This window comes from Janthinobacterium sp. PC23-8, from assembly GCF_002250505.1.
Taxonomy (GTDB): domain Bacteria; phylum Pseudomonadota; class Gammaproteobacteria; order Burkholderiales; family Burkholderiaceae_D; genus Janthinobacterium.
Map to the genome: position 1 here is coordinate 2,174,206 of NZ_NJGY01000001.1, position 21,300 is coordinate 2,195,505.

General features: G+C 61.6%; 16 protein-coding genes. 10 read left to right on the forward strand and 6 right to left on the reverse strand.

Annotation, left to right across the window (positions count from 1 at the left end):
• Positions 1-4: 4 nt before the first annotated feature.
• Complete coding sequence (locus CD932_RS09355; RefSeq protein ID WP_094443559.1) at positions 5-703, reverse strand: glutathione binding-like protein; 699 nt, start codon at positions 701-703, stop codon at positions 5-7.
• 110 nt (positions 704-813) lie between these two features.
• Between CD932_RS09355 and CD932_RS09360 the strand changes: the two genes are divergently transcribed.
• Entirely contained in the window at positions 814-1,242 is a 429-nt protein-coding gene (locus CD932_RS09360; protein WP_094442399.1) for a hypothetical protein, read from the forward strand.
• Here the strand turns inward: CD932_RS09360 and CD932_RS09365 are convergent.
• Complete coding sequence (locus tag CD932_RS09365; RefSeq protein WP_094442400.1) at positions 1,205-2,821, reverse strand: methyl-accepting chemotaxis protein; 1,617 nt, start codon at positions 2,819-2,821, stop codon at positions 1,205-1,207. The two genes, CD932_RS09360 and CD932_RS09365, sit on opposite strands and share 38 nt — an antisense overlap.
• A gap of 273 nt (positions 2,822-3,094) precedes the next feature.
• Between CD932_RS09365 and CD932_RS09370 the strand changes: the two genes are divergently transcribed.
• Positions 3,095-3,460, forward strand: coding sequence for a hypothetical protein (locus CD932_RS09370; protein WP_094442401.1), 366 nt, complete (start codon positions 3,095-3,097; stop codon positions 3,458-3,460).
• A 60-nt stretch (positions 3,461-3,520) separates the two neighbouring features.
• Here CD932_RS09370 and folE read toward each other — a convergent pair whose 3' ends face one another.
• Together folE and nudC are read right to left on the reverse strand one after the other, a co-directional pair.
• Complete coding sequence (gene folE / locus CD932_RS09375; protein WP_065305913.1) at positions 3,521-4,087, reverse strand: GTP cyclohydrolase I FolE; 567 nt, start codon at positions 4,085-4,087, stop codon at positions 3,521-3,523.
• A gap of 74 nt (positions 4,088-4,161) precedes the next feature.
• On the reverse strand, positions 4,162-4,998 hold the full coding sequence (gene nudC / locus CD932_RS09380) for an NAD(+) diphosphatase (RefSeq protein ID WP_094443560.1): 837 nt from the start codon (positions 4,996-4,998) through the stop codon (positions 4,162-4,164).
• A 280-nt stretch (positions 4,999-5,278) separates the two neighbouring features.
• Here nudC and CD932_RS09385 point away from each other — a divergent pair, with 280 nt between their 5' ends.
• The 5 genes from CD932_RS09385 to CD932_RS09405 all read left to right on the forward strand — a co-directional run bounded on the left by CD932_RS09385 (position 5,279) and on the right by CD932_RS09405 (position 13,784).
• Complete coding sequence (locus tag CD932_RS09385) at positions 5,279-7,612, forward strand: catecholate siderophore receptor Fiu (RefSeq protein ID WP_094442402.1); 2,334 nt, start codon at positions 5,279-5,281, stop codon at positions 7,610-7,612.
• 384 nt (positions 7,613-7,996) lie between these two features.
• Entirely contained in the window at positions 7,997-9,310 is a 1,314-nt protein-coding gene (locus CD932_RS09390) for a dicarboxylate/amino acid:cation symporter (RefSeq protein WP_094442403.1), read from the forward strand.
• 101 nt (positions 9,311-9,411) lie between these two features.
• Positions 9,412-10,428 carry a porin gene (locus tag CD932_RS09395; protein ID WP_094442404.1) on the forward strand — a complete coding sequence of 339 codons (1,017 nt, stop codon included), beginning with the start codon at positions 9,412-9,414 and terminating at the stop codon, positions 10,426-10,428.
• Positions 10,429-10,537: 109 nt separating this feature from the next.
• Positions 10,538-12,445, forward strand: a complete 1,908-nt coding sequence (locus CD932_RS09400; RefSeq protein ID WP_094442405.1) for an ATP-binding protein — start codon at positions 10,538-10,540, stop codon at positions 12,443-12,445.
• A complete protein-coding gene (locus CD932_RS09405) occupies positions 12,438-13,784 on the forward strand; it encodes a sigma-54 dependent transcriptional regulator (protein ID WP_094442406.1) in 1,347 nt (448 codons plus the stop codon). The genes CD932_RS09400 and CD932_RS09405 overlap by 8 nt, the downstream gene beginning before the upstream one ends.
• 4 nt (positions 13,785-13,788) lie before the next feature.
• Here CD932_RS09405 and CD932_RS09410 read toward each other — a convergent pair whose 3' ends face one another.
• Entirely contained in the window at positions 13,789-14,532 is a 744-nt protein-coding gene (locus tag CD932_RS09410) for a metallophosphoesterase (protein ID WP_094442407.1), read from the reverse strand.
• Between the two features lie 168 nt (positions 14,533-14,700).
• Between CD932_RS09410 and CD932_RS09415 the strand changes: the two genes are divergently transcribed.
• From CD932_RS09415 to CD932_RS09425, 3 genes are all read left to right on the forward strand, one after another.
• Positions 14,701-15,537 (forward strand): hypothetical protein, encoded by an 837-nt coding sequence (locus CD932_RS09415; RefSeq protein WP_094442408.1) that lies wholly within the window; start codon positions 14,701-14,703, stop codon positions 15,535-15,537.
• Between the two features lie 256 nt (positions 15,538-15,793).
• Positions 15,794-16,684 carry an ABC transporter ATP-binding protein gene (locus CD932_RS09420; RefSeq protein WP_094442409.1) on the forward strand — a complete coding sequence of 297 codons (891 nt, stop codon included), beginning with the start codon at positions 15,794-15,796 and terminating at the stop codon, positions 16,682-16,684.
• A gap of 10 nt (positions 16,685-16,694) precedes the next feature.
• Positions 16,695-20,276 (forward strand): M1 family aminopeptidase, encoded by a 3,582-nt coding sequence (locus tag CD932_RS09425; RefSeq protein WP_094442410.1) that lies wholly within the window; start codon positions 16,695-16,697, stop codon positions 20,274-20,276.
• Here CD932_RS09425 and CD932_RS09430 read toward each other — a convergent pair.
• The gene (locus tag CD932_RS09430; protein WP_094442411.1) at positions 20,273-21,292 is read right to left on the reverse strand and encodes a hypothetical protein; all 1,020 of its coding nucleotides are present in this window, start codon (positions 21,290-21,292) and stop codon (positions 20,273-20,275) included. The genes CD932_RS09425 and CD932_RS09430 overlap by 4 nt on opposite strands.
• Positions 21,293-21,300: the final 8 nt, after the last annotated feature.

Below are 21,300 nucleotides of genomic sequence, written 5' to 3' on the forward strand. Positions count from 1 at the left end.
TGCGTCAGCCCAGGCTTTTTGCGGTTTGTCCGAACAGCACGCTTTTCGCGTCGCCGCTGACGGTGGGCTGCAGATTGATCTCGGCCGCGCGGGCATAGGCGCGCACGGTGGCGGGACGCGCGGCGATGTCGGCGAACCAGCGCGCCAGGTGCGGAAAGTCGGCCAAGTCCTGGCGCTGGCGCTGGTGCGGCACGATCCACGGGTAAATCGCCATGTCGGCAATCGTGTATGTATCGCCGGCAACATAGGCGCGATCGGCCAGGCGTTTGTTGAGCACGCCATACAGGCGGTTGGTTTCGTTCACGTAGCGGTTGATCGCATACTCGATCGGTTCCGGCGCGTATTGCACGAAATGGTGGTTCTGGCCGGCCATCGGCCCCAGCCCGCCCATTTGCCAGAACAGCCATTGCATCACTTCCGCGCGGCCGCGCACGTCGGCGGGCAGGAACTGGCCGCTTTTCTCGGCCAGATACTGCAAAATCGCGCCCGATTCGAACAAGGACAAGGGCGCGCCGCCATCCTCGGGCGCCTGGTCGACGATGGCGGGAATGCGGTTGTTCGGCGCGATGGCCAGGAACTCGGGCGTGAACTGCTCACCCTTGCCGATATGCACGGGGATCAGCTGGTAGGGGATGCCCGCTTCTTCCAGGAACATGGTTATCTTGTGCCCGTTGGGCGTGGTCCAATAGTACAGATCGATCATGGTGGTCTCTCCGGTGAGGGTGGCAGCGGCGCCCATATTGTCGCGCCGCAACTGGTATGCATGGATATAATGCCACGTAAGCGGAAAACAACCCTCACCGAAAGCCGACCATGCGCAAACTCCTGATCGTCTCGCTATGCCTGCTGCTGTCGGGCTGCGTCAAAGATTTCGCCATCTATATGATCGATGGCCAGGAACACTCGCTGACCGTGCGCCGCCAGCAAAATTATTTTTGGCAAGATACGGTGGAAGTGCAACTGATGGCGTCCCATCTGCCGCAATGCCAGCGCCTGCATACCTTGTCGCCCGACACGCCGGTCGACGAGGTGACGGTCGACGTGTTTTCGGCCGGCGATGGCGTGTGGAATATCCGCATGGGCGACCAGCTGTGGCAGGTGGAAACAAATACCTGCAACAGCCTGGTGGAAATGGAAAACGATCCGAAAGCCGACCTGGGCCAGCCGGTCGGCAAATTCGAGGTCGTCGATGACCAGCTGACGTTTACCGCAGCGCCACAAGCGGCATCGCCCGCCCGATAGAATCTGGGCGCGTGCCAGTTGACTCCTGCGCCGTCAATTTGAAACGCGACACCAGCTGCGCCAGCACGGCCGCCTGGTCCTGCATGCTGCCGGCGGCGGCCGCCGCCTGCTCGACCAGCGCCGCATTTTGCTGCGTGACCGCATCCATTTCCGTGATCGCCCGGTTGACATGGCCGATGCCCGTGCTTTGCTCGTGCGAGGCGGCCGTGATGTCGGCCATGATGTCGGTCACGCGCGAGACGCTGGCCACCACCTGATCCATCGTCGTGCCCGCCTGCGCCACCAGGGTACTGCCGGCGGCGATGCTGTCGACCGAGGCGCCGATCAGGGCCTTGATTTCCCTGGCGGCGCCCGCCGAGCGTTGCGCCAGGTTGCGCACTTCCGACGCCACCACCGCAAAGCCGCGGCCCTGTTCGCCGGCCCGGGCCGCTTCCACGGCGGCGTTGAGGGCCAGGATATTGGTCTGGAAAGCGATACCGTCGATCACGCCGATAATGTCGACGATCTTGCGCGACGAGGCATTGATCGTGTCCATGGTGCCGATCACCTGCGCCACCACGGCGCCGCCCTCGCGTGCCACCCTGGACGCCGATTGGGCCAGCTCGTTGGCCTGCACGGCGTTGCCCGCGTTTTGCGTCACGGTCGAGGTCAGTTCTTCCATCGAGGCGGCCGTTTCTTCCAGCGAACTGGCCTGCATTTCGGTGCGCGCCGACAAGTCCATATTGCCGCTGGCGATTTCGCCCGACGCCGTGGCGATGGTGTCGGCGCTCTGGCGGATTTCGCTGATGGCGGCAACCAGGTTGGCCTGCATGGTTTTCATCGCGTACAGCACGCTTTGGTGGTCCTTGGGTTTGGTGTGCACAACGATGCTCAGGTCATTGGCGGCGATCTTGCCTGCCACGTCGGCCGCGTATTCCGGGTCGCCGCCCAGCGCATGGCGCAGGCTGCGGTTGATCACCACCACCACGCCGCCCAGGAAGAGGCAGACCAGCACCAGCAGGCCCAGCGACACGAACAGGGTCTGGCGGAACGCCGCGTCGATATCGTCCATATAGACGCCGACGACGATATTCCAGTGCCACGGCTTGTAGGCGGCCACGCGGCTCAGCTTGGGTTCGGCAACTTTCTGGCCGGGACGGGGAAAGTGATAGCGCACAAAACCCTTGCCCGTCTCGCTGTTGCCGACGCTGACGATGTCGCGGTACAGATAGGTGCCGTTGGCATCCTGGACTGCGGACATGTTCTTGCCATCGGTCTGCGGCGCGGCCGGGTTCATCACCACCACCGCCTCGTTGTTGATGACGGCCAGATAGCCGGTCGCGCCGAAGCGCATGCTGCGAATCACGGCCAGCGCCTGCTGTTGCGCTTCCTGCGTGGTGAGCGCGCCGCTGGCGGCCCGTTCGCCGAACATCTTGACGGCGCCCAGGCCCAGGTCGGCTGCGTTGGTGATATCGGCGCTGCGCTCTTCGATGCGGATATTGCGCACTTCGAAAGCGTTATAGACAAACATGATGGAAATACACAGCAGGCTGCAAATCAGGGGTATCCACAGCTTCTGCTTGAACGACAGTTTATTCATGCGTGTCTCCTACTTGTATTTTTTTTGCAGCGGCAGGGGCTTGCCCCGCTTCCATGGCGGCACGGATGCGGCGGCGCCGGCACTCTGGCGGCGCCGATCAGTCGTTTCCAGCATACGCGGGAACCGGCATTCTTTACAGTGCTTTCTGACAATGTTTTCTTGCCAGTGTTGTTAATGCGTTGCTGGCAGGCCGGACCGATGGAGGGAAGGAAAACTGTGGCAGAATGCGCGTCTGCAACGCTGCTCACGAAACGATGTTCAAGAAAGAAATGCATGACCAAGAATGACGCCATGAAACGCATTAACGACCGCCTGGGCAAGCCGACCCTGACGGACAAGAACACGCATTTTGCCAGCGTGACCAACTATGGCACGGACGAAGGCTGGTGGCTGAAGATTGCGTTCCTGACCTTCAGGCAGGAACTGCATTTCATCCTCAACAATGAGAAAACCAAAAGCTTCCAGCATTTGAAAGTTGGCGCCAACCAGATTCTCAGCCCCGGCATGAAGTTTCGCAGCACCGACGGCGCCGCCGACGCCTTCATGTCGGCCTCGACGCCGAAACGCCTGATCGACCTGCTCGATGGCGGCAGCAAATACAATTTTACGAAACACCTGGTCAGCGAATACCGCTACTGACCCTCCGGACGTGAAAAAGGCAGCATCGCGCCGCCTTCTGTCGATATCACCGGATAAAAATCAGGTTTCGCGCGCCAGTGCCAGGAACTCCGTGCGCATCGCCAGGTTCGGCTGCAATTCGCCCAGCATGGCCGAGGTCACGGTTTCTTCGCCGGGCGTGCGGATGCCGCGGCTTTCCATGCACAGGTGGCGGCAGCGCACGACCACGCCGACCGCTTTCGGTTCCAGCACTTCCATCAGCGCATTGGCGATCTGCATCGTCATGCGTTCCTGCACCTGCAATCGCTTGGAGAAGCAATCGACCAGGCGCGTCAGTTTCGACAGGCCGACGATCTTGCCGTTGGGGACATAACCGATGGTGGCTTTGCCGAAGAACGGCGCCAGGTGGTGTTCGCAGTGGCTGTAGACGGGAATGCCGCGCACGACGATCAGTTCGTTGTACTGTTCCGCGCCATCTTCAAATGCCTTCAGCAATTCGACCGGGTCCTGGCCATAGCCCGAGGTCCAGTGTTTCCAGGCTTTCGTCACGCGCGCCGGGGTTTCCAGCAAGCCCGGGCGTTGCGGATCTTCGCCTATGCTGGCAATCATGCGGCGCCAGTCGTCTTCGGTGAACTCTTCGTGTGCCATGCTCAAACTTCCTCCAATTTTCAATTGCCGCCAGTATATAGAAAACTGGGGAGGCTGCCTTGACGGGCCTGGTTTTACCCTGGCGGCGGCAGCCGGTGTGCCTGCACCAGCAAGGAGGAAATCGATACGCTGGAGCTCGCTTCTGGCCAGGTGTCGCCGGGGCCGAACCAGCGCGCCTCGGCGATCTCGTTCTCGTCAAGGCGGATCTCGCCATCGAGATAGTCGGCCGTAAAAGCCAGCATCAGCGAATGGGGAAACGGCCACGACTGGCTCATGAAATAGTTCAGGTTGTGCACCCTCAAGCCGACCTCTTCCATCACCTCGCGGTGCACCGCTTCTTCCACCGATTCGCCCGCTTCCAGGAAGCCGGCCAGCGGACTGTAGCGCTGTGAGGGCGACTGCTTGTGCAGCGCCAGCAGCACTTGGTCGCCCTTGCGGATCAGCACCATCATGGCCGGCGAAATGCGCGGATAAGCCACCATGGCGCAGCCCAGGCATTTGAAGCAGCGCTCGCCGGGCAGGCGCACCGTGGGCGTGGCGCATACGCCGCAGTAGCGGTGGCTGCGCGCCCATTCGGCCAGTTGCACGGCACGGCTGGCCAGGCCCACAAAACCATCGTCGAGCACATTGAACAGCGAACGCAGGCCGCGCCACTCGACGCTGGCGTCGGGCAAGGTGTCGTCGTCACACCAGAGCGTCTGGCAATAGCGGCCCTGCCACAGGCCCACCGGCTGGGCGCGCGTCAGGTCCAGCGCCAGCGCGGCCACCTGATCCAACGTCGGCAAGGCCAGGTCCGGCGTGCGCAGCAGCAAACGGCCACGGTGAAAGATAAAAGTCAGGGTGTCCGCCGGCGATGGCACCGGCACGGGTACGTCGATCAGGGGAACAAAGGCAAGGGGCGTTTCGAGCATGCTGCACCAGTAGGGAAAGAGGTTGCCCATCATACTCCCGCGCAAGTTCGCGTGCGTGATAGCACCAGAAAATGCGGGTTTGCAAGAGGATGGGGGGAAATAACGATGTTTTTTTAAAGCACGCCAAAAGCGTTGCGTTAACGCGACGTAAACAAGACTGATAACGATTCTCATTTACGTAACCATCAGCGATTATTACAATGTCACTCATTGTTACGACCCAGTGCCTGCGCCCGCAACAAGGCACACACATCTATCCTGACCACAAAGAAAGAGCAAGATGGCAATCAAGAGCCGCAAACACGTCCAATCCCGTTTCAACCAGCATGTCGGCGCCGCCCTGGCCGTCATGCTGCTGCCCGTTGCAGCCCAGGCCGCAGACCCTGCCGGCCAGAGCGCGCCGGCATCGCAACAGATGCTCAAGGAAGTCACCGTCGTTGGCACCCAGGAAAACGACTTCAAGGCCGACAAGGCCTCGTCGCCGAAGTACACCGAGGCGCTGGTCAACACGCCGCAAACCATCGTCGTGATCAAGAAAGAACTGATCGAACAGCAAGGCGCGCTGACGCTGACCGACGCCCTGCGCAATACGCCAGGCGTGGGCACCTTCTTCCTCGGTGAAAATGGCAACACGAATACGGGCGACGCGGTCTACATGCGCGGCTTTGACGCCTCGAGCAGCATCTATGTCGACGGCGTGCGCGATGTCGGTTCGATCTCGCGCGACGTGTTCAACATCGAACAGATCGACGTCCTGAAAGGCCCGGCCGGCACCGACAGCGGCCGCGGTTCGCCGACCGGTTCGATCAACCTGGTCAGCAAGACGGCCAGCCTGGAAAACGCCTTCAACTCGCTGTTGACGGCTGGCAGCGTCAAGCAAAAACGCGCCACGGCGGACTGGAATCGCGTGATCGACGCCGACAGCGGCACCGCTTTCCGCCTGAACATGATGACCCAGGACAGCGGCAATCCGGCCCGCGATGAAGTCACCGACAAGCGCTGGGCGATTGCGCCGACCGTCACCTTCGGCATCGGCAAACCGACCCGCGTGACGGCCAGCTACCTGCACGTGGACCAGGACAACGTGCCGGACGGCGGCGTGCCGACCATCGGCCTGCCCGGTTACCGCGCGCCAGACACCGTCACGACGAACACCCCCACCATCCGTACCTTCCTGAACACGGCGGCCAGGGTCGATCCGAAGAATTTCTACGGTTCCACCGCGGACTATAACAAGGTCAAGGCCGACATGGCGACCTTGCGCATCGACCACGATTTTTCGCCGACAGTGCAACTGCAAAACACCACGCGTTACGGCAAGACCGATCAGGACTACCTGCTGACGGCCTTCATGGGCAACACCGCCAATCTGCAAACGCCGGTGCCTGCCAATCCGGCCACCTGGACCATGGCGCGCTCGCTGCGTACCGTCAAGGACCAGCAAAACACCATCCTGACCAACCAGACCGTGCTGAGCGCGCAGTTCAATACGGCGGCCCTGAAGCACTCGCTGGTGGCCGGCGCCGAATTTACCAGCGAAAAGCAGACCAACTACAGCTATGTCGCCGCCAGCATGGGCACCATGGCCGCAGCCAATCTGTACAACCCGAACCCGCGCGACCCGGTCACCGGCTACAAGCCGGTACGCAGCGGCGCCTACACCCAGGGCGAAGTCAATACGCAAAGCGCGTATCTGTTCGACACCATCAAGTTCGGCGAGCAATGGCTGTTCAACGGCGGCGTGCGTTTCGACCATTTCAATACCACCTATGATGCGATCAGCCTGCAAACGGCGGTGGCCAGCGGCCAGGTGCAGGTACTGCCAGTGGGCACGCCGATTCCGACCCACCTGACCCTCAGCGACACCTTCGCCAACGGCAAGATCTCGGCCATGTACAAACCGACCCCGGACAGCAGCGTGTATGCCCTGTGGGCCACCTCGAAAGCGCCGCCGGGCACCAACTTCGCCCTGAGCGCAGGCGCCAACAGCGCACAGAATCCGAAGTACGATCCACAGGAAACCACCACCAAGGAGATCGGCACCAAGTGGGATTTCCTGAAACAAAAGCTGTCGCTGTCGGCCGCCGTCTACCAGACCACGGTCAGCAATGAAGTGGAACAGGACCCGGTCATTCCGACCATTTATTACCAGACCGGTGAAAAGCGCGTGCAAGGCGTGGAAGTGGGCCTGGTTGGCGAAGTCATGCATAACTGGCTGGTCAGCGTCGGCTACACGCGCATGAATACCAGCGTCAAATCGGGCAGGGTCGTGACCGCCAGCGGCGTCAACAACCTCAGCTACACGCCAAAACAGGCGTTCACCAGCTGGACCTCGTACACCCTGCCGTTCGGCCTGAAAATCGGCGGCGGCGCGCGCTATGTCGGCGAAATGCTGCGCGGCACCGATGGCGCCGTCGGCACCCCGGCGCGTATCGATTCCTACTGGGTCTTCGACGCGATGGCGACCTATCCGGTCAACAAGAACCTGGATCTGCAGTTCAACGCCTACAACCTGGCCGACAAGACCTATGTGGCGGCGATCAACAAGAGCGGTTTCCGCTACACGCCGGGCCAGCCACGTTCGTTCAGCCTGACGGCCAACGTCAAGTTCTGATGAACGCCTGAGCTTGCACACGGCTCCCCTGAAAGCCCCGCCCAGTGCGGGGCTTTTTATTTATCCAGCAATCTTGACCTTTCAATTACAAAGCTGGCTGTGGCTGTATGAAAACTCATACAGCCAGCGCCGGCCGCGTCCAATATTTCGGCCAGGGCCGGCCATGATGCGGCTTCCTGACAACAAAAATTCACCTTGTAATCAATAACTTAATAAGTTCTGTACCAAAAGACATTTTCAGGCATATCCTTTGCTACTTAGTGACCTTGCAGCAAATAAACGCTAGCATGCAAGAGCTTGTTTTTTCGGCATTATTCCTTCCAAGCTTAAGTTGCTCGCTATTTATAATCCGCTCACAGCGGCGATTTACTGGAGGAGTCACCAATGAAAAAGAAACGCCCGTTAACCCTATATATCCTGATTGCCATGATCTTGGGCATTCTGGTGGGCTACGCCTGTCACACCGCTTACCCCGATACGGCCGTCAGCGCCAAGATCGCCAGCAATATTTCCATCGTCACCGATATCTTCCTGCGCCTGATCAAGATGATCATCGCGCTGCTGGTGTTCTCCACCCTGACCGTCGGCATTGCCCACATGGGCGACGGCAAGACGGCTGGCCGCATCGGCCTGAAAGCCATGTGCTGGTTCCTGGTCGCTTCGCTGGTCTCCCTGGCGCTGGGCATGGTGCTGTCCAATATCATGCAGCTGGGCACCAACTTGGGGCTGCCACTGCCGGACGTGCACGCGTCGACCAATCTGAAAACCGCCGCTTTCACGATGAAAGACTTCTTCACCCACCTGGTGCCGAAGTCGCCGATCGAGGCGATGGCCAACAATGAAATCCTGCAAGTGCTGGTGTTTTCGATCTTCTTCGGCGGCGCACTGGCCGGCCTGGGCGAATCGGGCAAGGCGCTCACCAATGTGATCGACCAGCTGGCGCAAGTAATGCTGCGCATTACCGGCACCATCATGAACCTGGCCCCGCTGGCCGTGTTCGCCGCCATGGCCTCGGTCGTCACCACCCACGGCCTGGGCGTGCTGGTCACGTTTGCCAAATTCATGGGCGGCTTCTATGTCGGCCTGATGTGCCTGTGGGCGCTGCTGATCGCCGCCGGCTTTGTGGTCATCGGTCCGCGCATTTTCAAGCTCGTCAGCCTGATCCGCGAACCGTTCCTGCTGGCTTTCTCGACCGCCAGCTCGGAAGCGGCCTATCCGAAACTGCTGACCGCGCTCGACCAGTTCGGCGTGGACCGCAAGATCTCCAGCTTCGTGATGCCTTTGGGTTACTCGTTCAACCTGGATGGCTCGATGATGTACTGCACCTTCGCCGTGCTGTTCATTGCCCAGGCTTATGGCATCGACCTGTCGATCGGTACCCAGATCACCATGCTGCTGCTGCTGATGCTGACCTCGAAAGGCATTGCCGGCGTACCGCGCGCCTCGCTGGTGGTGATTGCCGCCACCTTGAACCAATTTAATATTCCGGAAGCCGGCCTGCTGTTGCTGATGGGCGTGGACCAGTTCCTCGACATGGGCCGTTCGGCAACCAACGCGGTCGGCAATGCCGTCGCCACGGCAGTCGTCGCCAAGTGGGAAGGCGGCCTGGCAACCGAAGAAGAAGCGGCGGCAGCCAATGCCGCCAACATGAATACCGAAAGCCATTGGGGTGAAGCAGACCACGCTAGCAAGGCTTAAAACGATGGCCCGTCACAAGCGGGCCATTTATTTAATCTCAATGTTGAGTAACAAGCAGTCGGGCAGTGCAATCAGTAGTTAACCCTAATAGAGAGATTTTCATGAAAAAAGTCCTGTTTACCTTGTTCGCTCTTGGTGCATCCTGCACCGCCCTGGCGCAATCGAGCGTCACCATCTACGGCGTGGCCGATGCCGGCCTGGTCGCTGACAAGGACGCTGCCGGCAATCGCCTGACCCGCGTCGCTTCCGGCGTCGCTTCCGGCTCGCGCCTGGGCTTCAAGGGCAAGGAAGACCTCGGCGGTGGCCTGGCCGCAACCTTCGTTCTGGAAAGCGGTTTCAATATCGATACGGGCACTTCCGGCCAGGGCGGCCTGCTGTTCGGCCGCCAGGCGTATGTCGGCCTGACCGGCAACGCCGGCGCCGTCACCCTGGGTCGCCAGTACTCGCCGTACTACCTGGCGCTGCGCGACGTGGCCGATCCGTTCGCCATCGGCCTGGCCGGCACGGCCTCGAACATCATGGCGACCAATTCCCGCGTCGACAACCTGGGAGCCAATACCCGCGTCGACAACATGGTGCAGTACGCCAGCCCGACCTGGAACAAGCTGTCGGGCGAGCTGGCCTACGGCTTCGGCGAAGTGGCTGGCGACAACTCGAAAAGCCGCACCCTGGGCGGCGCCGTGCACTACATCGAGGGTCCGCTGAACCTGACCCTGACGCACAACCGCAAGAACAATGCCCTGGCCACGGCGCAAGCGCGCAACAGCCTGCTGGCCATGCGCTATGACTTCGGCGTCGCGCAAGCCAACCTCGGCTACGCCGACAACCGCGCCGAGAACAACAGCAAGAGCAACGACATGCTGCTGGGCGTGACCGTGCCATTCGGCGTGACCAAGGTGATCGCCTCGTACATCCGTCACGACGACAAGAGCAGCCTGAACCGCGACGCCCAGCAATGGGCCATCGGCGCCTACTACTCGCTGTCCAAGCGTAGCGACCTGTACACCGCTTACAGCCATATCAACAACAAGAATGGCGCCACCTTTGTGGTCGGTAACGCCACCGACAACGGTACTGGCAATACCGGTTTCAACTTGGGCATGCGTCACCAGTTCTAAGTACGTTTAGCTCCCGCCAGAGCCGCCGGAGACTACTCCGGCGGCTTTTTTCATTTTGATGCCGCCCTTGATGCGATACTGTGGGCCTCTTGCAGTCTGACACCGAACCATGAACAACAGCGGCACCCCCCTTCTTTCCTGGCGACAGCGCCTGGCGCAACGTTCGGCCCGCAAGGCGCTGGCCTGGAGCGTGGTGCTGGCGGCCTGCCTGGCCATCGTCTGGCTGGTGTATTTCTGGACCGAGCGCATCGCCATCGGCAAGCTGCAGGCCAGCGGCGCGCAGCGCCTGGAAGTGTATGTCAGCAGCCTGGAAAATGCGCTGGAAAAATACGATTTCCTGCCCAAGACGCTGGAACTGAACCGCGACGTGATCGGCCTGCTGCAGCACCCGGAAGACCCGGTGCTGGTCGACACCGTCAACAATTACCTGGAGCAGATGAATGCCCAGGCCAAGTCGTCGACCATCTTTATCAGCAACCTCGACGGCAACACGCGCGCGGCCAGCAACTGGCGGCGGCCTGACAGTTTTATCGGCGACAATATCGCCTTTCGCCCCTACGCCCAGGATGCGCTGCGCGGCACGCCGGGCCGCTTTTACGGGGTCGGCACGACGCGCCTGGAGCCCGGTTATTTCTTTGCCCACGGCATCTATCAGAATGGCCGCATGCTGGGCCTGGCCACCGTCAAGCTGAACCTGGAAAACCTGGAAAAGCGCTGGGTGCAGGGCGCCGACAAGGTGATGCTGGCCGACGAGCACGGCGTGATTTTCTTGAGTTCCGTGGCGGAATGGAAATACAAGACCCTGGCGCCGCTGTCGCCGGCGGTGATCGAGGAAATCAACCGAACCCGTCAGTACTACTCGAAGCAGCTCGAAACGATTCCTTTCGTGTCGGACCGCCAGCTGGGCAATGGCGCGCGCGTGATCAGCGTGCGCGAGCAGGAACGGGCCGACGCCACGCAAAAAACCACGTCCAGCGTGATGACCCAGATGAAGCTCAAGTCGCCCAATGGCTGGACCTTCATCTACCTGTCCGACCTGGCGCAGGCGAAGGCCAGCGCGCGCTCGGCGGCCGCGTTTTCGGGCGTGCTGCTGGGTTTTTTCGTGCTGCTGTTCTTTTATGTGCGCCAGCGGCGCGCGGCGGTGGCGCAAAAGCTGCGCGCGCGCGAAGACTTGCAGCACGCCTATGACAACCTGGAAACCATGGTCGAGGAACGCACCTCGGAACTGAACGCCATGACGCAGAGCCTGAGCCAGGAAATCGAGGTGCGCAGCAAGGCCGAACAGAAGCTGCACATCACGCAAAACGAGCTGTTCCAGGCCGGCAAGATGGCCGTGCTGGGACAGATGTCGGCCAGCATCACGCACGAGCTGAACCAGCCGTTGACGGCCCTGCGCACCATGTCGGACAACGCCGTGATTTTGCTGGAACGGGGCCGGCTCGACGATGCGCGCCGCAACCTGGCTAAAATATCGCAGATCGCTGCGCGCATGGGCGCCATCACGGGTCAATTGAAGGTGTTTGCGCGCAAGTCGACCACCAGCCTGACGTCGGTATCGATCCCGACGGCGATCAGCAATGCGCTGTTTCTGGTCGAACGCCGCTTGCAGGTGGAAAACGTGCGTTTTACCTTGCAGCTGCCGCCCGACGATATCTTTGCCGTGTGCGAAAGCAACCGCCTGGAGCAGGTGCTGGTGAACCTGTTTGCGAACGCGCTCGACGCCATGAACGGCAGCGAGGTGCGCAGCCTGCGCGTCACCGTCGAGTGCAAGGCGCAGCTGGTGCTGATCCATGTGGCCGATACGGGGCCGGGCCTGTCGACGGAAGTGTACGAACACCTGTTCGAACCGTTTTTTACCACCAAGCCGCAGGGCCTGGGGCTGGGCCTGGGACTGGCCATTTCAGAACAGATCACGCGCCAGTTCGGCGGCGTGCTGCGCGCCGACAACGCTGCCGGCGGCGGCGCCATATTCACCATCGAATTACAGATGGCAACGCAGGAGGAAAAGCATGTTTGATGGTTTGAAGGTGTTGCTGGTCGAGGACGATCCGACCGTGCGCGAAGGCAGCGAGCAGGCGCTGCAGCTGGCCGGCCTGGACGTGCTGGCCTTCGATTCGGCCGAGCAGGCCTACAAGCTGCTCACGCCCGGCTTTGCCGGCATCGTGGTGAGCGATGTGCGCCTGCCCGGCATGAGCGGCCTCGACCTGTTGCAGGCAATCAAGCTGCTCGACGCCAACCTGCCGGTGATCCTGGTCACCGGCCACGGCGACATCACGATGGCGGTGCACGCCATGCGCACGGGCGCCTACGACTTTATCGAAAAACCGTATTCCTCAGAGCAACTGGTCGACGTGATTTTGCGCGCGCTGGAAACGCGCAGGTTGATGCTGGAAGTGCACAGCCTGCGCCGCCAGCTGGAAGACGGCGGCGGCATCGAGTCGCGTTTGCTGGGCAACTCGCAATCGATGCGCGATATCCGCCGCCTGATACTCGACGTGGCCGATGAACCGGCCGACGTGCTGATCTATGGCGACACGGGCACCGGCAAGGAAATGGTGGCGCGCTGCCTGCATGACTACAGCCACCGGCGCAAGCACAATTTTGTCGCCGTCAACTGCGGCGCCATCCCCGAAAGCATTTTTGAAAGCGAAGTGTTCGGCCATGAAACGGGCGCGTTTACGGGTGCGGCCAAGCGCCAGGTGGGGAAGATCGAACACGCCGACCACGGCACGTTTTTCCTCGATGAAATCGAAAGCCTGCCGCTGTCGCTGCAGGTCAAATTGCTGCGCGTGCTGCAGGAGCGCTATATCGAACGGCTGGGCTCGAATACTGCCACGCCGGTCGATGTGCGCGTGGTGGCCGCCGCCAAGCTGGACCTGGAAGAACTGTCGCAGCAACAAAAATTTCGCAGCGACCTGTATTACCGGCTGAACCTGATCGTGCTGCACCTGCCGCCGCTGCGCGAGCGGCGCGACGATATCCCGATGCTGTTCGAGCATTTCGTGCTGGCCGCCGCCGCGCGCTACAACCGCACCGCGCCGATGGTGTCGAGCGCGCAGATGCGCAAGCTGATGGCCCATGGCTGGCCCGGCAATGTGCGCGAGCTGCGCAATATCGCCGACCGCTTCGTGCTGGGCATCGCCGGCGGCACCTCCAACCTGCTGGCGAGCGGCGCGCCGACCGGCGCGCTGTCGCTGGCCGAACAGGTCAACGGCTTTGAACGCGCATTGATCGAACAGGAACTGCGCGCATATGCGGGCAATGTCAGCGAAGTGAGCAATGTGCTGGGGCTGCCGAAACAGACCCTGTATCACAAGATGCAGAAATACAATCTGGTGGCCGAAGAGTTCCGCTGATGATCTACCCCTGGACCACCCGGCCGCTGCGCAGGGGTAGCACCCAGTCTGGCCGGCCGTGCGCCAGCGCCAGCTGCGCTTGCGCCTCCCAGTCGTAATCCACCTGGTGAAACTGCGCATGCCAGAGCCCTTGCGCATCGTCTTCGACAATCGCGTAGCGCGCATGTGGCGTGCCGTTTGCCATCACATGTGCATAAGGATGCTCGTCGTCGTAGGCCTGCAGGCCGACGCTGCCCGGATTGACGATCAGCCGTCCATCGGGCAGGGTGACACTGCGCGGCATATGCGTGTGGCCGCATAAAATCAGGGCTGCCCGGGCATCGCCGGCGCGTTGCCGCGCTTCGTCCACGGTAGCGGCGCGGTTGCCTTGCGGCGTGACGGTATCGAGAAAATACACCAGGTCGCTGGTCGGCGTGCCATGCACCAGCAGCACGTCGTGACGCAGGCGAAGGGTAGCCGGCAGCGCGGCGATCCAGTCCAGCTGCTCTGGCAACAATTGCGCCCGCGCATACGCATCGGACGGCCCCATGCGCGCCGGGTCGCCCAGCAACTGGCGTTCATGGTTGCCGCGTATGGTCGGCAGCGCCAGCGCCATCAGGCGCGCCGCCGTCTCGCGCGGCTGCAAGGCACCCGAGACGATATCGCCGAGGTTCACAGTGACATCGACGCCGCGGCGCGCGATATCGGCCAGCACGGCCGCTAACGCGGCAAGATTGCCGTGGATATCGGAAATGGCGGCGATTTTCATGATGTTCCCCTTGGTGATCAGTCAATCAAATACAGTAGGACGATTCTGACGCAAATTTGAGAAGTGCGGCTACATCGACAACATGGTGCAATTGATACCATTTCCTCATTGCACTGCCGCCTACGCTGCGGCGTTTTACTGCGTCATTATTTTCCAGAGGAGTTTCCCATGTTTGCCCAGCCCGCGTCCACCCGCCTGTCGCCACCACGTCAGCGCCGTCTCGCCATGCTGCTGGCCATCGTGGGGGTTGCCGCCACCGGCTCGGCGGCGCATGCCGAGCCGTCCGTGGCGCTGGACCGCGCCAGCATTTCCCTGGGCGCCTTTTATGCCGATCCGCGCATCGATATCGGCGCCGACACGCAGTTCGGCCGCCTCGATACGCCATCGTCCAATCCCAAACACACCACGATTCCGCGCATCAAGGCCGACCTGCTGATCGGTGAGCGCCATGGCCTGGCCTTTGACTACTACCGCTACGACAAGAACTATACGCCGACCCTGTCCGGCCAGACCATCATCAACGGCCAGCCCGTCACCGGCACGGCTACCGCCGACGCCGACCTGCGACTGGACCTGGCCCAGTTGGCCTACAAGTGGTGGCTGGGCGCGGACAAGGATACCTTCGGCATCGGCCTGGGCGCGGCCTACTACAGCGCCAGGCTCGACGGCACTGCCACCGGCCTGGTCAATGGCGTGAGCGCCACCGCGCGCGACTCCGTCAGCGAACACGCGTTTGCGCCGCTGCTCGAAGTGGCGTGGTGCCATGCCTTCACGCCGCAAGTGCGCATGTACCTGGAAGCGTCCGGCATCAAGAAAAATGGCGGCACCATCAACGGCCATATCTACGGTGGCAATATCGGCGTGGAATGGTTTCCGTTCCAGAATATCGGTTTCGTGGCCGATTACGGCATCTCGAAAATTGCCCTGCGCCGCGACAGCAGCCGCGACGCCGACCTCAATATCCGCCTGACGGGCCCCTCGGCCTACGTCAAGATGCGCTTCTGACGCACTGCTGCCCTCCCGTTCTCCTGTCTGCGTCCCCGCCGCGTGCGGGGATGATGTCGTTGATACTGCGTCACTCATCCCCTCCTGCCGCCTTTCAGCCCTGTTTTCTGGCGCCCGGTCGCAAAAATATTATTTACTTCTTAATTGACGATACAGTATTGTCTTTAAGTAACATCCGCTATCGCGGACGACCAGGACAGACCGGCCGACACCAATCGGCCGGCATTTTTACCGTCAAGCCCAGGAGAGTGTCGCAATGCTATCGATCAAACAACTGAACAAAACCTATGCCAATGGCGTCAGGGCCATCCATGACATCAGCCTCGACATTCCAAACGGCATGTTCGGTCTGCTGGGGCCGAATGGCGCCGGCAAATCCTCGCTCATGCGCACCATTGCAACCTTGCAAGACCCCGACAGCGGCAGCATCACCTTCAACGGCGTCGATGTACTGAAAGACAAGGAAGGCTTGCGCCGCCAGCTCGGCTATTTGCCGCAGGATTTTGGCGTCTATCCGAAAGTCAGCGCGGAAACCTTGCTCAATCACTTTGCGGTATTGAAAGGCCTGACGGAAAAAGGGCCGCGCAAGGAGGCGGTCGAAGCCTTGCTGCAGCAAACCAATCTGTGGGAAGCGCGCAAGCGCAAGCTGGGCACCTATTCGGGCGGCATGCGCCAGCGCTTCGGCATTGCCCAGGCGCTGCTGGGCGCGCCGCGGCTGGTGATCGTCGATGAACCGACGGCCGGCCTGGACCCGGACGAACGCAACCGCTTCTTGAACCTGCTGGCGAAGATCGGCGAGCAGGTGGTGGTGATTCTGTCGACCCATATCGTGGCCGACGTGACCGACCTGTGCCCGCGCATGGCGATGATCGTCAAGGGACAGGTGCTGGTGCAGGGCGAACCGCAGGCGGCCATCGATACCCTGCACAACAAGGTGTGGCGCCGCAGCGTCTCGGCCGACGAACTGGCGCAGTACCAGCAAAGCCTGAACGTGCTGTCGACGCGCCTGGTGGGCGGCCGCCCGCAGATCAATGTCTATGCCGACAGCCAGCCTGATGCCGGCTTCGTGCAGATCGCGCCCGACCTGGAAGACGTGTACTTCCTGCATGTGCGCCACGCCGCCGCATCCACCTCCGCCGTGGCCTGAGGAGCGCGCCATGTGGAAGGAATTTTTCAAGTTTGACCTCGGCTATCAGCTCAAGCAACCGTTGCTGTGGGTATTTGCCGCCATCCTGGCCCTGATGGCCTTTGGCGTGACGACCAGCGACTCGGTGCAGATGGGCGGCGCGATCGGCAATGTCAACCGCAATGCGCCCACCGTGGTGGCGCAGTTGCTGGGCATGTTTACCCTGCTGTCGATGTTTTTGATCACCGTCTTTATCGCCGGCGCCGTGCTGCGCGACAGCGAGGTCGGCATGGCCGACATGCTGTTCGCCACGCCGATGCGCAAATGGGATTATCTGTTCGGCCGCTTTGCCGCCGGCTTTGTCGCCTGCCTGGTGATTTTCGTGTGCATCGCGCTCGGCACCATGATCGGCCCCCTGATGCCGTGGGTCGACCCGCAGCGCGTGGGCCCGTTTTCGCTGCACACCTATGGCTGGTCCTTTGCCGTGCTGGTGATCCCCAACTTGCTGTTTGTCGGCGCGCTGCTGATGCTGCTGGCGGCCACCACGCGCTCGATGCTGCTGGTGTATGTGGGCGTGCTGGCGTTTTTCGTGCTCAGGACCATCGCCAGCGTCTTTACGCGCGACATCAACAACGAATGGATCGCCGTGCTGCTCGACCCGTTTGGCGTGACCGCCTTTGGCCGCATGACGCGCTATTTCACCTCGTCCGAAGCGAACACGAGCTTGCCGCCGTTTGAACATTTCCTGCTGGCCAACCGGCTGCTGTGGCTGGGCATCACTGTGGTGCTGTTTGCCGCCACCGTCGTGCTGTTCAAGCCACAACGCAGCGGCACCGGCAAGCGCCTGTTCGGCAAGCACAAGGCGCCAGCGGCCATGCTGCCGGCGGCCGCGCCTTTGCTGCTGCCGCGCATCACGCCGGTCTTCGGCGCGGCCACGGCCTGGCGCCAGTGGTGGCAGATCCTGCGTTTCGACGCGGCCGGCGTATTCAAGAGCGTGCCCTTCCTGGTCATGCTGCTGTTCGGCGTAATCAACCTGGTGGCCGGCGCCAGCATGGGCTCGAAAATGTTCGGCACGGCCGTCTATCCGATGACCTACCTGATGCTGCAACAGATCAGCCAGAGCTTCAGCTTCATGCTGATCATTATCGTGACGTTCTATGCAGGCGAACTGATCTTCAAGGAGCGGCAAGCGCGCATCGCCGATGTCAGCGACGCCATGCCGGTCGCCGACTGGACGCCGCTGCTGGCCAAGTGCACGGCGCTGGTCGGCGTGGTGGCCGGCTACATGCTGGTCGGCGTCTTGAGCACCATCATCTTTCAGCTGGTCAAGGGCGGCGCAGCGGTGGAGCCGGGGCTGTATCTGGAGGGTAGCCTGCTGGGCGCCTTCTTCTTCGTGCTGATGGGTTTGTGCGCCATCGTGCTGCAGGTGCTGTCGAACAATAAATTCATCGGCTATCTGCTGGTGATCCTGCTGATGGTGTCGCAGAGCGTGCTGGGCATCATGCACTTCGAGCATAATCTCTACAATTTCGGCGCCACGCCCGACATCAAGTATTCCGACATGAATGGCTATGGCCACTTCCTGGCGGGCTGGCGCTGGTATGCGCTGTACTGGAGCTTGTTCACGGTCGCGCTGGTGATACTGGCGCAGGCGTTCTGGGTGCGCGGCCTGTCGACTGGCTGGCGCGCGCGCATCAGCCTGGCTGGCCGGCGCCTGAAAAGCGCAACCGGCGCCGCGCTGGCGGTGGTGTTGCTGTGCTGGCTGGGCACCGGTGGCTGGATCTTCTACAACACCAATGTGCTCAACACCTATGAACCGGCAGACGCGCGCATGGACAAGCAGGCGCGCTACGAAAAATTGTATCGCCAGTACAAGGACTTGCCGCAGCTCAAAATCACCGAGGTGCAGGCCAACGTCGACATCTACCCGGAACAGCGCAAGGTGCTGATCAAGGGCCACTACGTGCTGCAGAACAAGACCGCGCAGGCGATCGACACCCTGCGCATCGTGCTCGATCCCGAGCTCGACACCAAATGGCTGAACCTGCCGGCGCACAGCACACAGTTGGACGACAAGGAGCTCGGTTTCAGCATCCTCAAGCTCAGGCAGCCGGTGGCGCCCGGCGCGCAACTGCCGCTCGATTTCACGGTGGCCGTCACGCATGAGGGCTTTACCAACAACGGCGCGCCGGACCAGATCAACCTGAACGGCACTTTCTTCAACAACGCGGCCTTTTTCCCGCACTTCGGCTACCAGCACGAGATGGAGCTGAAGGACCGCAACGAGCGCCGCAAGCGGGGCCTGGGCGAGCCGCAGCGCATGGCCAGGCTGGAAGACAAGTCGGCTTACGGCAATACCGTGTTCGGCGGCGAAGCGGACTGGATCAGCTTTGACACCACGGTATCGACCAGCCTGGACCAGATCGCGCTGGCGCCAGGCTACCTGCAAAAAAGCTGGGAAAAGGATGGCCGCCGCTATTACCACTACAAGATGGACCAGCCGATGATGCCCTTCTTTGCCTATCTGTCGGCGCGCTGGGACGTGAAAAAAGGCGACTGGCATGGCGTGCCGATCGAAATCTATGTCGACAAAAAGCACGGCTACAACACCAACCGCATGATCACCTCGGTGCAAAAGTCGCTCGACTATTACACCACCGAGTTCACGCCGTACCAGCACAAGCAGGTGCGCATCCTGGAGTTTCCGGGCTACGCCAGCTTTGCCCAGTCGTTTGCCAACACGATTCCCTACTCGGAAGGCATCGGCTTTATCGCCGACCTGCGCGACAAGGACGATATCGACTATGTGTATTACGTGACGGCCCATGAGATGGCGCATCAGTGGTGGGGGCATCAGGTGATCGGCGCCAATGTGCAGGGCGCCTCGATGCTGATGGAGTCGCTGGCGCAATACTCGGCGCTGATGGTGATGGAAAAGGAATACGGCCGCGACAAGCTGCGCCGCTTCCTGCGCTATGAGCTGGACCGTTACCTGAGCGGACGCGGCGGCGAATTGATCGAGGAACTGCCATTGGCACGCGTGGAAAACCAGCAATATATCCACTACCGCAAGGGCAGCCTGATCTTCTATCGCCTGCGCGACGAGATCGGCGAGGCGGCCGTCAACCGCGCGCTGAAACGCTTCCTGCAAGACAAGGGCTACCAGCAGGCGCCGTTTACCACCAGCGCAGAACTGCTGGCGTATATCCGCGCCGAAGCGCCGCAGGACAAGCAGGCCTTGATCACCGACCTGTTCGAGAAAATCGTTTTCTACGACAACCGCGTCAAGCAAGCGTCCGCCGTCAAGCGGCCCGACGGCCAGTGGGATGTGACCATGAAGCTGCACCTGGCCAAGCTTGAATCGGACGGCAAGGGCAAGGAAAGTCCACGCGTATATGACGAGCCGGTGGAGATCGCCATCTTCGCGCGCGCGCCTGGCGCCAAGGAAAAGGACGAGAAAGTCCTGTTCACCGACAAGCGCGTGCTGGCTGGCCACGACCCGGTGCTGACCATCACGGTCAAGGAAAAACCGTTTGACGTCGGCGTCGATCCGTACAACAAGATGATTGACCGCGTGTCGAGCGACAACCGCAAGGAAGTCAGTTTCAATTAAACGGCCAGCCACATGCAACGGGCAAAGGCCAGCAGCACCAGGCACACCACCAGCAAGACGATGCGGCGCAACCATTTACTGCCCGATGTCGCCACTGGGTCGGTGTAGCCTGGCGCTTGCTGCTGCGCCTTGACGTCCTTGCTGCGCGCCGGACGAGCTGCCGCCGGCGGCAGAGGCAACGGCATGCCATCGTCGCTTGACGCCCGCTGGCGGTATTCGTTGGCGCAGCGCAGCTCCACTTCAAGCAGCCAGCCATCGAGACGCCGGCCCCAGCCGTCCACTTTGGCCACCCCTTGCGCATCGAGGCCCTGGTAATAACTGCTGTCATTTTTAAAATGCGTATCGTTCCCGAACTTGGCCTGTTCCCGGTACAGCGAGGCCAGGATGGCATGCGCGAGCGCGGTCACCTTGCCGCTGGGGAACAGTGGAAATTTCGCCCACGAGGCGGGCGGTTCCGATGGCAGGAACACCGGTCCGGGCGGCGCCAGGCTCGATGGCATCGTGATCTCGAGATCGGCGGCGATGCTGCCGGCCAGTGCCTTCCAGTTGGTTTCCGGCACTACCAGTGTGCCGCTCCGCTCTTCGACGCACCAGTAGCTGTCGATCTGCCCACCCCATGATGTGGCGTCGGGGAAAATCGGTATGCCCGGCACATCCGGCACCAGCGGGTGATCGCGCCAGGCTGGGCGCTCCACGCCGACGGCCCAGATCTGGTGGCGATCAGGAAAATGCGCCACCACCGCGTAGTCGCCGTAGTCGATGACGGCCGGGCTGGCGATGCCGAACCCGGACAGCAGGTGCAGCGACAGGCGCACCGCGCCCGACTGCTTCAGGATGCCCAGCCACCAGGTGAAATCATCGGCCAGCAGGGCGTTGTCGGCCAGTTGCCGGAACTGCAGGCGGGCGCCGAAAAAAATGCCATGCCGGTACCAGTCGTCCAGCGCCAGCTTGCCGCGCAAGCATTGCGTGCCATAGCTGACGAGGGCGATCTGGCGGTGGTGCGATGCGGATTGCAAGCCAGGCT

Excerpts from the sequence above, each read along its gene's own strand:
- CD932_RS09355 (WP_094443559.1), bottom strand. The coding sequence starts at position 703 with ATGATCGATCTGTACTATTGGACCACGCCCAACGGGCACAAGATAACC.
- CD932_RS09360 (WP_094442399.1), top strand. The coding sequence starts at position 814 with ATGCGCAAACTCCTGATCGTCTCGCTATGCCTGCTGCTGTCGGGCTGC.
- CD932_RS09365 (WP_094442400.1), bottom strand. The coding sequence starts at position 2,821 with ATGAATAAACTGTCGTTCAAGCAGAAGCTGTGGATACCCCTGATTTGC.
- CD932_RS09370 (WP_094442401.1), top strand. The coding sequence starts at position 3,095 with ATGACCAAGAATGACGCCATGAAACGCATTAACGACCGCCTGGGCAAG.
- folE (WP_065305913.1), bottom strand. The coding sequence starts at position 4,087 with ATGGCACACGAAGAGTTCACCGAAGACGACTGGCGCCGCATGATTGCC.
- nudC (WP_094443560.1), bottom strand. The coding sequence starts at position 4,998 with ATGCTCGAAACGCCCCTTGCCTTTGTTCCCCTGATCGACGTACCCGTG.
- CD932_RS09385 (WP_094442402.1), top strand. The coding sequence starts at position 5,279 with ATGGCAATCAAGAGCCGCAAACACGTCCAATCCCGTTTCAACCAGCAT.
- CD932_RS09390 (WP_094442403.1), top strand. The coding sequence starts at position 7,997 with ATGAAAAAGAAACGCCCGTTAACCCTATATATCCTGATTGCCATGATC.
- CD932_RS09395 (WP_094442404.1), top strand. The coding sequence starts at position 9,412 with ATGAAAAAAGTCCTGTTTACCTTGTTCGCTCTTGGTGCATCCTGCACC.
- CD932_RS09400 (WP_094442405.1), top strand. The coding sequence starts at position 10,538 with ATGAACAACAGCGGCACCCCCCTTCTTTCCTGGCGACAGCGCCTGGCG.
- CD932_RS09405 (WP_094442406.1), top strand. The coding sequence starts at position 12,438 with ATGTTTGATGGTTTGAAGGTGTTGCTGGTCGAGGACGATCCGACCGTG.
- CD932_RS09410 (WP_094442407.1), bottom strand. The coding sequence starts at position 14,532 with ATGAAAATCGCCGCCATTTCCGATATCCACGGCAATCTTGCCGCGTTA.
- CD932_RS09415 (WP_094442408.1), top strand. The coding sequence starts at position 14,701 with ATGTTTGCCCAGCCCGCGTCCACCCGCCTGTCGCCACCACGTCAGCGC.
- CD932_RS09420 (WP_094442409.1), top strand. The coding sequence starts at position 15,794 with ATGCTATCGATCAAACAACTGAACAAAACCTATGCCAATGGCGTCAGG.
- CD932_RS09425 (WP_094442410.1), top strand. The coding sequence starts at position 16,695 with ATGTGGAAGGAATTTTTCAAGTTTGACCTCGGCTATCAGCTCAAGCAA.